8 protein-coding genes are annotated in these 12,685 nt (G+C 60.9%); all 8 read right to left on the bottom strand.

The window, feature by feature from the left end:
* Positions 1 to 86 precede the first annotated feature (86 nt).
* The 8 genes from rpsA to mtnA all read right to left on the bottom strand — a co-directional run bounded on the left by rpsA (position 87) and on the right by mtnA (position 12,604).
* Positions 87 to 1,778 (bottom strand): 30S ribosomal protein S1, encoded by a 1,692-nt coding sequence (gene rpsA / locus AC07RO_RS03615; RefSeq protein ID WP_065992985.1) that lies wholly within the window; start codon positions 1,776 to 1,778, stop codon positions 87 to 89.
* Positions 1,779 to 1,899: 121 nt separating this feature from the next.
* Positions 1,900 to 2,589 carry a (d)CMP kinase gene (gene cmk / locus AC07RO_RS03610; protein ID WP_065992981.1) on the bottom strand — a complete coding sequence of 230 codons (690 nt, stop codon included), beginning with the start codon at positions 2,587 to 2,589 and terminating at the stop codon, positions 1,900 to 1,902.
* Positions 2,586 to 4,793, bottom strand: a complete 2,208-nt coding sequence (locus tag AC07RO_RS03605; protein ID WP_495085342.1) for a bifunctional prephenate dehydrogenase/3-phosphoshikimate 1-carboxyvinyltransferase — start codon at positions 4,791 to 4,793, stop codon at positions 2,586 to 2,588. Before AC07RO_RS03605 ends, cmk begins: the two co-directional genes overlap by 4 nt.
* 28 nt (positions 4,794 to 4,821) lie before the next feature.
* Positions 4,822 to 5,934, bottom strand: coding sequence for a histidinol-phosphate transaminase (hisC, locus tag AC07RO_RS03600; RefSeq protein WP_423572835.1), 1,113 nt, complete (start codon positions 5,932 to 5,934; stop codon positions 4,822 to 4,824).
* 54 nt (positions 5,935 to 5,988) lie between these two features.
* On the bottom strand, positions 5,989 to 7,083 hold the full coding sequence (gene pheA / locus AC07RO_RS03595; RefSeq protein ID WP_192172818.1) for a prephenate dehydratase: 1,095 nt from the start codon (positions 7,081 to 7,083) through the stop codon (positions 5,989 to 5,991).
* Positions 7,083 to 8,168: a 3-phosphoserine/phosphohydroxythreonine transaminase gene (gene serC / locus AC07RO_RS03590; protein WP_463582845.1), complete on the bottom strand. Its 1,086-nt coding sequence runs from the start codon at positions 8,166 to 8,168 to the stop codon at positions 7,083 to 7,085. Before serC ends, pheA begins: the two co-directional genes overlap by 1 nt.
* Before the next feature lie 258 nt (positions 8,169 to 8,426).
* Complete coding sequence (gyrA, locus tag AC07RO_RS03585; protein WP_495085284.1) at positions 8,427 to 11,222, bottom strand: DNA gyrase subunit A; 2,796 nt, start codon at positions 11,220 to 11,222, stop codon at positions 8,427 to 8,429.
* Positions 11,223 to 11,527: 305 nt separating this feature from the next.
* Entirely contained in the window at positions 11,528 to 12,604 is a 1,077-nt protein-coding gene (mtnA, locus tag AC07RO_RS03580; RefSeq protein ID WP_282367513.1) for an S-methyl-5-thioribose-1-phosphate isomerase, read from the bottom strand.
* Positions 12,605 to 12,685: the final 81 nt, after the last annotated feature.

Here is a 12,685-nt window from a genome sequence, read left to right as displayed (position 1 = left end):
CCAGGCATTGGCCGAACACAGCGCAAAAACACCCGCCCACAAAAAAGGGCGACCGAAGTCGCCCTTTTTCAATGGTCAGACAGAACTCAGTTCTGTTTTTCCATTTGAGCACGCAGCAGGTCACCCAGAGTGGTAGGACCAGTGCTTTCAGCGGTTTCAGGCTTGCTACGCAGGCTCTGAATCGCTTCTTTCTCGTCTTCAACGTCTTTCGACTTGATGGACAAGCTGATCACGCGGCTCTTGCGGTCAACGCTGATGATCTTGGCTTCGATCTCTTCGCCTTCTTTCAGAACGTTACGCGCGTCTTCAACGCGGTCACGGCTGATTTCGGAGGCTTTGAGGGTCGCTTCGATGTCGTCGGCCAGAGTGATGATGGCGCCTTTGGCGTCAACTTCTTTAACGATACCGCGGACGATAGCGCCTTTGTCATTGACAGTGACGTACTCGGAGAACGGATCGCTTTCCAGCTGCTTGATACCCAGCGAGATGCGCTCACGCTCTGGATCAACCGACAGGATCACGGTGTCAAGCTCGTCGCCTTTCTTGAAACGGCGTACGGCTTCTTCGCCCACTTCGTTCCAGGAGATGTCGGACAGGTGAACCAGGCCGTCGATGCCGCCGTCCAGACCAATGAAGATACCGAAATCGGTGATCGACTTGATGGTGCCGGAGATCTTGTCGCCCTTGTTGAACTGGCCAGAGAAATCTTCCCACGGGTTAGATTTGCACTGTTTGATGCCCAGGGAGATACGACGACGCTCTTCGTCGATGTCCAGAACCATGACTTCCACTTCGTCGCCAACCTGAACGACTTTCGACGGGTGGATGTTCTTGTTGGTCCAGTCCATTTCCGAAACGTGTACCAAGCCTTCCACGCCTTCTTCCAGCTCTGCGAAGCAGCCGTAGTCGGTCAGGTTGGTAACACGCGCGGTAACGCGAGTGCCTTCCGGGTAACGAGCCTTGATAGCAACCCATGGATCTTCACCCAGTTGCTTCAGACCCAGGGAAACACGATTGCGCTCGCGATCGTATTTCAGAACCTTTACATCGATCTCATCGCCAACGTTGACGATTTCCGATGGATGCTTGATACGCTTCCAGGCCATGTCGGTGATGTGCAGCAGGCCATCGACGCCACCCAGATCGACGAATGCGCCGTAATCGGTGAGGTTCTTGACGATACCCTTGACCTGTTGGCCTTCCTGCAGCGATTCCAGCAGAGCTTCGCGCTCGGCGCTGTTTTCGGCTTCCAGGACACTGCGACGGGAAACGACAACGTTGTTGCGCTTCTGGTCCAGCTTGATGACCTTGAATTCCAGCTCTTTGCCTTCCAGGTGCGTGGTGTCGCGCACTGGACGGACGTCAACCAGAGAACCTGGCAGGAACGCACGGATGCCGTTAACGTCGACTGTGAAGCCGCCTTTAACCTTACCGTTGATAACGCCCTTGACCACTTCCTCAGCTGCGAAAGCCGCTTCCAGAACGATCCAGCACTCAGCACGCTTGGCTTTTTCGCGGGACAGCTTGGTTTCGCCAAAGCCGTCTTCGACCGCGTCCAGCGCAACGTGGACTTCATCGCCAATCTTGATGGTCAGCTCGCCAGCATCGTTGTGGAACTGCTCCAGCGGGATGAGGCCTTCAGACTTCAGACCAGCGTGAACGGTGACCCAACCAGCCTGGTAATCGATATCGACGATGATCGCGGTGATGATCGAACCGGCCTGAAGGTTAAGAGTCTTTAGGCTTTCTTCGAAAAGTTCAGCAAAGCTTTCGCTCATTTTAATTCCTGTTGATAAGGGCGAAGAATACGCCCATCTGCCACGCTCCAGACAACGTGGGTTTCGTTCATATGAAAGAAAGCCTGCGGGACTATGACTGGTCTCCCACATGGCTTTCTGGTCATCCGGCGAGATCGCGGAGTGCGACTTCACTCAGGATGCGTTCAAGCACCTGCTCGATGGACAATTCGGTGGAATCCAGCTGAATGGCGTCATGCGCCGGCTTGAGCGGGGCTACCGCTCGCTGGGTGTCGCGCTCGTCGCGGACACGGATCTCATCTAGCAGACTCGGCAGACTAACATCGTCACCCTTGGCCTTCAACTGCAAATATCGCCGACGGGCACGCTCGTCGACGCTGGCCGTCAGAAAAATCTTCAGTGGCGCGCCGGGAAAGACCACCGTGCCCATGTCGCGGCCGTCGGCGATCAGGCCCGGAAACTCCTGAAAAGCCCGCTGGCGCTGCAGCAGTGCTTCGCGAACAGCCGGCAACGAGGCCACCTGCGACGCGCCACTGCCGACATGCTCATTGCGGATGGCTGACGTGACGTCCTCCCCTTCCAGGATAATGCGCTGACCGTGGTCGTCGGTCGCTGCCATGAACTGCACGTCCAGATGCGCAGCCAGCAGCTTTAATGCTTCTTCATTGGTCAGGTCGACGCCATGGTTGACGGCCGCAAAGGCCAGCAACCGATACAGCGCGCCGGAATCCAGCAGGGACCAGCCCAGACGTTTGGCCAGCTTGCCGGCCACCGTGCCCTTCCCGGAACCGCTGGGTCCGTCGATCGTAATGACCGGAGCTTGAACTTTCACGATTGCCCCTCTTGCGTTACACGAATACCCACCTGAGCACACAGCGTCAGGAAACTGTGAAATGAAGTCGCCACATTGGCGCAGTCCCGGATGCGGATCGGACTGGCCGCGCGCAACGACGCGATACTGAATGCCATGGCGATACGGTGATCACCCTGCGCATTGATTTCACCACCGCCAACGGTTCCACCATCAATAATGATGCCATCTGCGGTGGATTCAACGTTTATACCGAGCGTCGCCAGACCGTCGGCCATGGCCTCAAGACGGCCGGATTCCCTGACGCGTGAGCCCCGGACACCGTTAAACACTGTTCGCCCTTCCGCGCACCCTGCGGCAATAAAGAGTGCTGGAAGCTCGTCGAACGCCAGAGACACCAGCGTCCGCGGAACGGCGATACCTATGAGGCGCGCAGGGCGCACGTGCAGATCAGCCACCGGCTCGCCGCCCGCATCGCGCGAGTTATGCAACGTGATGTCCGCACCCATCAGACGCAGGACATCAATAACGCCGGAGCGCGTCGGGTTGACACCCACGCCTTCCAGAATCAGGTCGGAGCCTTCGGCGATGGACGCTGCCACCATAAAGAACGCAGCAGAGGAGATGTCGCCGGGCACTTCGATGGGTGCGGCCTTGAGCTCAACCCCTGAATGCAGCGCCACTGTCGCGTCATGAACGGCAACCGAATGACCGAAGCCTTGCAGCATGCGCTCGGTGTGGTCCCGGGTCGGCGCGGGCTCATGCACCATCGTTGTGCCATTTGCGTAGAGACCGGCGAGCAACAGCGCGGATTTCACCTGGGCGCTGGGCAACGGCATGTCGTACCGTATGGCCTGAAGACCCTGCCCGGCGCGAAGGGTCAGCGGCGGCCGGCCGTCCTCTGCGGTTTCAATCACGGCGCCCATCTGGCGCAATGGCTCAACGACACTGGTCATCGAGCGCCGCGACAGCGAGGCATCGCCAGTCAGCACGCTGTCGAATCGCTGCGCGGCCAACAGGCCACAGAGCAGCCGCATAGAAGTGCCCGAGTTACCCAGATAAAGCGGCCCCGGCGCCGGTTGAAGCCCGTTGAGGCCGACGCCATGAATGGTCAGGCGACCGTGGTGCGGCCCTTCGATGACCACGCCCATGTCGCGGAACGCCTGCAACGTTGCCAGCGCGTCTTCGCTTTCGAGAAAACCTTCGACGACGCTGGTGCCTTGGGCCAGGGACCCGAGCATGATCGCCCGGTGGGAAATCGACTTGTCACCCGGCACGCGAACCTGCCCGCGGACAACACCGCCGGGCTGCGCCATAAACGTCAGGTCGGCGCCCGCTGCTTTTTCAACGTAGGCGCGACGGGCGAGGATCTTGCCGAAATGCTCTCGGGCGAAGCGAGCCCGGGTGAACACACCGAGCAATTGGTGGCCATCGCCTGCATCCACGGCGTCGCGCAGCGCATCGAGATCACTGCGGAAGGTGTCGAGGGTGCGCAGCACGGCCTCGCGGTTCGCCAGGAAGATGTCATGCCACATCACCGGATCACTGCCGGCGATGCGCGTGAAGTCGCGGAAACCGCCCGCGGCATAACGGAAGATGTCGAGGTTTTCGTTGCGCTTGGCCAGCGAGTCCACCAGACCGAACGCCAGGAGGTGCGGCAGATGACTGGTCGCCGCCAGCACTTCATCGTGGCGCTCGACCTGCATGTGCTCGACGTCTGCGCCCAGAGCCGACCAGAGACGGTCGACCAGCGCCAGCGCCGACGGATCGGTTTCCGCCAGAGGGGTGAGAATGACTTTGTGCCGTTTGAACAGCTCGGCGTTGGAGGCTTCCACCCCGCTCTGCTCGGAGCCGGCAATCGGGTGACCCGGCACAAAGCGCGCCGGCATCACGCCAAACGCTTCGCGGGCAGCGCGGACCACATTGCCTTTGGCGCTGCCGACATCGGTCAGCACGGCATTGCCCAAGTCCAGGCCTGCCAGCACGCCGAGGAGCTTTTCCATGGCCAGGATCGGCACGGCCAACTGAATGACGTCAGCCCCCACGCAGGCGGCAGCGAGATTGTCTTCACAGCGATCGACCACGCCCAGTTCGACGGCCAGCGTGCGCGATTGCGGGTCGAGATCGACGCCCACGACTTCGCGGCACAGGCCACTTTCCTTCAACCCTTTGGCGAACGAACCACCGATCAATCCGAGGCCGACCACCACCAGGCGGCCGATCATAGGCGCAGCGGGTTGCAGCGACGTGACATCAACCACGCGCCAGAACCTTGCTCAACGCCTCGAGGAAACGACTGTTCTCGGCCGGCAGACCAATGCTCACCCGCAGGTGATCGGGCATGCCGTAACCGCCGATCGGGCGAACGATCACGCCTTCGCGCAGCAATCCTTGATAGACCGAAGCGGCTTCGCGGCCCAGGTCCACGGCGATGAAATTGGCTTTGGAAGGAATCCAGCTGAGGCCCATCTGACCAAGCCCTGCTTCCAGCTGCTGCATGCCGGCTTCATTCAACTGACGGCTTTGCGCAACATAGTCAACGTCGTCCAGCGCGGCGCACGCAGCGGCCAGTGCGAGGCTGTTGACGTTGAATGGCTGACGCACGCGGTTCAGCACGTCGGCCACGACCGGCGAGGACAGGGCATAACCAACGCGCAAAGAGGCCAGGCCATAGGCCTTGGAGAACGTACGCGACACCAGCAGGTTCGAGTAATCGCTCAGGAAGTTGAGACCGTCTGGCAGGTCAGCGCCCTCGGCGTATTCAATGTAGGCCTCGTCCAGCACGACCAACACGTTGTCGGGCACCTGCGCGAGGAAGTCAGCCAGGGCACTCGGTCCGAACCAGGTCCCGGTGGGGTTGTTCGGGTTGGCGATGAAGACGACCCGGGTGTTGCTGTCGATGGCGGCGAGCATGGCCGGCAGGTCGTGACCCCACTCTTTCGCCCTGGCGACGCGGGCGGTGGCGCCCACGGCCTGGGTGACGATCGGATAGATCGCAAACGCGTGTTCGCTGAACACCGCATTGAGCCCCGGCGCCAGGTAGGCGCGGGCGACGATTTCCAGAATGTCGTTGGAGCCGTTGCCCAGCGTCACTTGTTCGGGCTGCACGCCACAGGCTTGCGACAAGCGCTGCTTGAGCTCGAAACCGTTGCCGTCAGGGTAGCGGGTCAACTCCGCCAGTGCGTCTTTGATCGCCTGCAACGCCTTGGGGCTGGCGCCCATGGGGTTTTCGTTGCTCGCCAGCTTGATGATGCGCGCCGGATCGATATCCAGTTCACGCGCCAGTTCGTCCACCGGCTTACCGGGAACGTAAGGCGATAGTTTTTGCACGCCGGGCTGTGCCAGCGCGAGGAAGTCGCCGCTCATGTACCGCTTTACCTCTTCAGAAAAACCCGTGGGGCTGCAAGTCCGGTCGCAGGATCAAAGCACTGCTTTCGGATAGGAACCCAGCACCTTGAGCGCCACGGCTTCCTGGCTGATCTGCTCGAGAACGGCCTTGATCAGCGGGTCGCGGTGGTGGCCAACGAAGTCGATGAAGAATACGTAGGTCCACTTACCGCTTCGCGAGGGACGCGTCTCGATGCGCGTCAGGTCGATGCCGTTCTGGTGGAAAGGCACCAGCAGCTCATGCAGCGCGCCCGGCTTGTTGCTCATCGAGACGATGATCGACGTCTTGTCGTCGCCGGTCGGCGGCACTTCCTGATTGCCGATCATGAGGAAGCGCGTGGAGTTGTCCGGACGGTCCTCGATCTTCTCGGCAATCCGCGTCAAGCCATAAAGGCCCGCCGCCATATCACCGGCGATCGCCGCCGAGTTCCACTCACCCTTGACCCGCTTGGCCGCTTCGGCGTTGCTGGCAACGGCGACGCGTTCGACGTTCGGGTAATGCGCGTCCAGCCACTTGCGGCATTGCGCCAGGGACTGGGCGTGGGAGTAGATGCGGCTGATGCTGTCGGTCTTGGTGTTCTCGCCCACCAGCAGATGATGGTGAATGCGCAGCTCGACTTCGCCACAGATGACCATGTCGTGCTCAAGGAAGCTGTCCAGGGTGTGGTTGACCGCACCTTCGGTGGAGTTCTCCACCGGGACCACGCCGAAGTTGACCGCACCGGCGACCACTTCACGGAACACTTCGTCGATCGCTGCCATGGGCTTGCTGATCACGGCGTGGCCGAAATGCTTCAGCGCAGCGGCTTGAGTGAAGGTGCCCTCAGGGCCGAGATACGCGACCTTGAGCGGCTGCTCCAGCGCCAGACACGAGGACATGATTTCGCGGAACAGCCGCGCCATCTCTTCGTTGCTCAGCGGGCCACGGTTACGCTCCATGACGCGCTTGAGCACCGCCGCTTCACGCTCGGGGCGATAAAACACCGGCTCTTCGCCTGCCGGCAGTTCGGCCATCTTGACCCGCGCGACTTCCTGGGCGCAGCGGGCGCGCTCGCTGATCAGTTCCAGAACCTTTTCGTCCAGGCTGTCGATGCGGACCCGCAGTGCCTTGAGCTCTTGTTCAGACATTAGCCGTGTTCCTTCTCGAACTCTGCCATGTACGCGGTCAGGGCGTTGACCGCACTGAGGTCGATGGCATTGTAGATGGACGCGCGCATGCCGCCGACAGAACGGTGGCCTTTGAGGTTAAGCAGGTTGCGCGCTTCGGCACCCGCGAGGAACGGCTTGTCCAGGCGATCATCGGCCAGACGGAACGGCACGTTCATCCACGAGCGGTCGGATGGGTTGATCGGGTTGCTGTACAGACCGCTGGCGTCGATGAAGTCGTACAGCGTGCGCTGCTTGAGTTCATTGCGCGTGGCCATGGCCTCGACGCCGCCCTGTTCTTTCAGCCATTCGAAGACCAGACCGGACAGGTACCAGGCCAGCGTTGGCGGCGTGTTGTACATGGAGCCGTTGTCGGCTGCGACCTTGTAATTGAGCATCGTCGGGCACAGCGAACGCGCGCGACCCAGCAGGTCCTCGCGGATGATTGCCACGACGATGCCACTCGGGCCGATGTTCTTCTGGGCACCGGCGAAGATCATGCCGAAACGCGAGACGTCGACAGGGCGCGAGAGGATGTCCGAGGACATGTCGGCGACCAGCGGCACGTCACCGGTATCCGGAATCCAGTTGAATTGCAGACCGCCAATGGTCTCGTTGGGCACGTAGTGAACGTAGGCCGCGTCTTTCGACAGCTTCCAATCGTTCTGGCCGGGAATGGCGAAGTAATCGGAGGGTTTGGCGCTGGCGGCGACATTGATGTTGCCGTAGCGCGATGCTTCTTCAATGGCTTTCTGCGACCAGATGCCGGTGTCGATGTAGTCGGCCGTGCCTTTTTCCGGCAGCAGGTTCAACGGAACCTGAGCGAATTGCTGACTGCCGCCACCTTGAAGAAACAGCACTTTGTAATTAGAGGGGACAGACAGCAGATCGCGAAAATCCTGCTCCGCCTTGGTGGCGATGGAGACGAACTCGTCGCTGCGATGGCTCATTTCCATGACGGACAGGCCTTTGCCATGCCAGTCCAGGAGTTCGGCCTGGGCGCGCAGCAGAACAGCTTCAGGGAGCGCAGCAGGACCTGCGCAGAAGTTAAAGGCTCGCTTGCTCATATCCACTCTCGTCGTGTCACTGAATTAATTTGGAACGGGTGAAATGCGGGGAAGTGCGGAACAGGGACTGTATTGTGTCAGAAGATCCGCATCGCGACCGTCGTTACCTCCGATTGCTCCTACAGACGTTCTCTGGTCGGGCACTGAGATCGACGGTAGGAGCAATCGGAGTTTGCGACGGTCGCGAAAGCGATCTGTCTGACAGCATGCGTCCCATGATTCTAAGGAGGGGGCCGGATCACCAGCCCCCTCTAAGCGTTACTCCTGCGGCTCTTCTTCGTCAGCCGCGGCATCCGCCTGCACATCGTCAGCGGACTCGTCAGTGTCGACGGCGCCAATCACGTCGCCATCAACCTCTTCGCCCTCGAACGCTTCGCCTTCCAGCTCTTCGCCTTCGACTTCCGATGGCTCCTGCACGCGCTCCAGACCGACCAGTTTCTCGTCCTTGGCCAGTTTGATCAGGGTCACGCCCTGGGTGTTCCGGCCCAGACTCGAGACTTCGCCAACGCGGGTACGCACCAGCGTGCCCTGGTCGGAAATCAGCATGATTTCCTCGCCGTCTTGCACCTGAACCGCGCCGACCAGACGGCCGTTACGCTCGTTGCTGACCATGGCGATGACGCCCTGACCGCCACGCTTGTACTCAGGGAACTCAGTGATCGCGGTGCGCTTGCCGTAGCCACGCTCGGAAGCGGTGAGGATCTGGCTGCCCTGCTCCGGAATCAGCATGGAAATCAGCTTCTGCCCTTCAGGCAGACGCATGCCGCGCACACCGCGAGCCGTACGGCCCATGGCGCGCACTTCGGATTCCTTGAAGCGGGTGACCTTGCCGCCGTCGGAGAACAGCATGATTTCCTGCTCGCCATCGGTGACGGCGGCGGAAATCAGGATGTCGCCTTCGTCCAGCTCCAGCGCAATCAAACCGACGCTGCGTTGACGACTGAACGCCACCAGCGGGGTCTTCTTGACGGTACCGTTGGCGGTCGACATGAAGATGAACGGCGCCTTCTTCTTGTCGGCGGCCTTGATGCGCGCCTTGCGCTCTTCTTCGGTCTCGTTGCTGTTCTCGAGGTCTTCGGCGTCGGTGTCCACGCCTTCGGCTTCTTCTTCGTCAGCCCGCTTGCGCATGGCTTCGAGGTCGACCGGCAACATGGTGGTGATGTATTCGCCTTCGCTCAGCGGCAACAGGTTGACCAGCGGACGGCCACGGGCAGCGCGGGACGCTTCCGGGATCTCGTAGGTCTTGAGCCAGTACACCTTGCCTTTGCTGGAGAACATCAGCAGCGTGGTATGGCTGTTGGCAACCAGCAGGTGAGCGATGTAGTCCTCATCCTTGACGCCGGTGGCCGACTTGCCTTTGCCACCGCGACGCTGGGCCTGATAAACGGCCAGCGGTTGAGTCTTGGCGTAGCCACCGTGGGAGATGGTCACGACGCGCTCTTCTTCGGGGATCATGTCGCCGAGGGTCAGGTCCAGGCGCGCATCAAGGATCTCGGTGCGACGCACATCGCCATATTCGGCGCGAATCAGCTCCAGCTCTTCGCGGATGACTTCCATCAGGCGCGTGGCGCTGTTGAGGATGCGCAGCAGCTCGCCGATCTGAGTCAGGATTTCCTGGTATTCGGTCAGCAGCTTTTCGTGTTCCAGACCGGTCAGGCGGTGCAGACGCAGCTCAAGGATCGCCTGGGCCTGTTCCGGCGACAGGAAATACTTGCCGTCACGCATGCCGTACTGAGGATCGAGGTTTTCCGGGCGGGACGATTCGGCGCCTGCGCGCTCGACCATCTCGACCACGGCGCTGGATTCCCACGGCGTGCTGATCAGGCCTTCTTTGGCTTCAGCCGGGGTCGGCGAGGCTTTGATGAGGGCGATGACCGGGTCGATGTTCGACAGGGCAACGGCCTGACCTTCGAGGATGTGACCCCGCTCGCGGGCCTTGCGCAGTTCGAACACGGTGCGACGGGTAACGACTTCGCGACGGTGACGAATGAAGGCTTCCAGCAGGTCCTTGAGGTTCAGGATGCGTGGGCGGCCGTCGATCAGCGCAACGATATTGATACCGAAGACGCTTTGCAGCTGGGTCTGAGCGTAGAGATTGTTGAGGATGACCTCAGGCACTTCGCCGCGACGCAGCTCGATGACCACGCGCATGCCGTCCTTGTCGGACTCGTCGCGCAGCTCGGTGATGCCTTCGAGCTTCTTCTCTTTGACCAGCTCGGCGATCTTCTCGATCAGACGGGCCTTGTTCAGCTGGTACGGCAGTTCGGTGATGACGATCTGCTGGCGACCACCGACCTTGTCGATGTCTTCGACGATGGAGCGGGCGCGCATATAGATGCGGCCACGGCCGGTCTTGTAGGCTTCGACGATGCCGGCACGACCGTTGATGATCGCGGCGGTCGGGAAGTCTGGGCCGGGGATGTACTGCATCAACTCGTCGACGGTGAGGTCGCCGTTGTCGATGAGCGCCAGACAGCCGTCGATGACTTCACCGAGGTTGTGCGGCGGAATGTTGGTCGCCATGCCCACGGCGATACCGCTGGAGCCGTTGACCAGCAGGTTGGGAATACGGGTCGGCATGACCGCAGGAATCTGTTCGGTGCCGTCGTAGTTCGGCACCCAGTCCACGGTTTCCTTGTGCAGGTCGGCCAGCAGCTCATGGGCCAGCTTGGTCATGCGCACTTCGGTGTATCGCATGGCAGCGGCGTTGTCGCCGTCCACCGAACCGAAGTTGCCCTGGCCGTCTACCAGCAGGTAGCGCAGGGAAAAGGGTTGGGCCATACGAACGATGGTGTCGTAGACCGCGGTGTCGCCATGCGGGTGGTACTTACCGATAACGTCACCGACCACACGGGCGGATTTCTTGTACGGCTTGTTCCAGTCGTTACCCAGTTCGCTCATCGCGAACAGTACCCGCCGGTGCACGGGCTTCAAGCCGTCGCGCGCATCGGGCAGAGCTCGTCCGACGATGACGCTCATCGCGTAGTCGAGGTAGGACTGCTTCAGCTCGTCTTCGATATTGACCGGGAGGATTTCTTTGGCCAGTTCGCCCATGAGAAGCCTGATTCCTTTTTCTGGTGAAACCTCGCTCAGCCATCCGGGATGAACAAGGCTTGCCGCTGCCGACGATTGTCAGGCAACGACTTACGACAAATCAGCGAGTTATGCCATGAATGTGCGCAGTCATAAGGGTCGCCATGCGCCCCTTTGGAAACCGCCGGATGGTACCACAATCGCCGTCAGGCACGAAGTCTTTGCAGGCGCCGTGAACACGCCATTTCGCCAGCAGACGCCTGATACGCGCTCACAGAGCCCGATAGCGCGTTTAGCGACGAATGGCATTATCGGCTGCGGGGTGATCAATGCAGGCGTTTGCGGCACATCAATAAGGCCATTTTGGTCGTGTCGGGGCGTTCGACGATGCCCTTCTCGGTGACGATGGCGTCGATCAAATCGGCGGGCGTCACATCGAACACAGGGTTGAAGGCGTCGACGTCGGCACCCACGCGCTTGCCGCCGACTTCAAGCAATTCACGGCCGTCGCGCTCTTCGATGGGAATGTCGTCGCCACTGGCAAGGTTCATGTCGATGGTCGAGCTCGGCGCCACGACCATGAAGCGCACGCCGTGGTGCATCGCCGCCACCGCCAACTGGTAAGTGCCGATCTTGTTGGCGACGTCGCCGTTGGCGGTGATGCGGTCGGCGCCGACGATGACCCAGGTGATGCCTTTGGTTTTCATCAGGTGCGCGGCCGCGGAGTCGGCATTGAGGGTGACCGGAATGCCTTCGTTGACCAATTCCCACGCGGTCAGACGGGAGCCCTGCAGCCAGGGACGGGTTTCGTCGGCGTAGACGCGTTCGATCATGCCTTCCAGGTGTGCCGCGCGGATGACGCCGAGCGCGGTACCAAAGCCGCCAGTGGCCAGCGCGCCGGTGTTGCAATGGGTCAGCACGGTCTGCAGATTGCCCTGGTGCTTGCGGATCAGCTCGGCACCCAGTTGCGCCATGGTCAGGTTGGCTTCGCGGTCGCTCAAGTGAATGGCCACGGCTTCGGCTTCCATGGCCTTCAGCGGATCTTCATGATCCTTCAGGCGATACAGGCGTTCGCGCATGCGATTCAGCGCCCAGAACAGGTTGACCGCCGTGGGCCGGGAGTTGGCCAGCAGGTCGAAGTCTTCTTCCAGGGCCATTTGCCAGTCACCGCCTTCGGCCAGACGATCAATGACCGCCAATACGATGCCGTAGGCCGCACTGATACCGATGGCTGGCGCGCCGCGCACAACCATCGTGCGAATGGCTTCGGCCACGCCTTCAGCTGTGGTGTAGGGATGCCAGGTTTCTTCGAAGGGCAGGACCCGCTGATCCAGCAGATGCAACGTGCCGTCCCGCCAATCGATGGCCTTTACCTTCTCCGCAGCCAGTAATCGATCGCGCATTGCACACCCCACTTGATGAATTTTTGAAAAGCTGCCGCCACAGCGACGGTGCAAAGAAGCAAATCGCCAGCACCTTAAAAA

It is taken from the genome of Pseudomonas sp. GW821-FHT07F05 (assembly GCF_059418765.1).
The sequence above is the reverse complement of the archived record's forward strand: the minus strand, read 5'-3'. Positions and strand labels throughout refer to the sequence as shown.

Excerpts from the sequence above, each read along its gene's own strand:
- rpsA (WP_065992985.1), bottom strand. The coding sequence starts at position 1,778 with ATGAGCGAAAGCTTTGCTGAACTTTTCGAAGAAAGCCTAAAGACTCTT.
- AC07RO_RS03605 (WP_495085342.1), bottom strand. The coding sequence starts at position 4,793 with ATGATCGGCCGCCTGGTGGTGGTCGGCCTCGGATTGATCGGTGGTTCG.
- hisC (WP_423572835.1), bottom strand. The coding sequence starts at position 5,934 with ATGAGCGGCGACTTCCTCGCGCTGGCACAGCCCGGCGTGCAAAAACTA.
- pheA (WP_192172818.1), bottom strand. The coding sequence starts at position 7,083 with ATGTCTGAACAAGAGCTCAAGGCACTGCGGGTCCGCATCGACAGCCTG.
- serC (WP_463582845.1), bottom strand. The coding sequence starts at position 8,168 with ATGAGCAAGCGAGCCTTTAACTTCTGCGCAGGTCCTGCTGCGCTCCCT.
- gyrA (WP_495085284.1), bottom strand. The coding sequence starts at position 11,222 with ATGGGCGAACTGGCCAAAGAAATCCTCCCGGTCAATATCGAAGACGAG.
- mtnA (WP_282367513.1), bottom strand. The coding sequence starts at position 12,604 with ATGCGCGATCGATTACTGGCTGCGGAGAAGGTAAAGGCCATCGATTGG.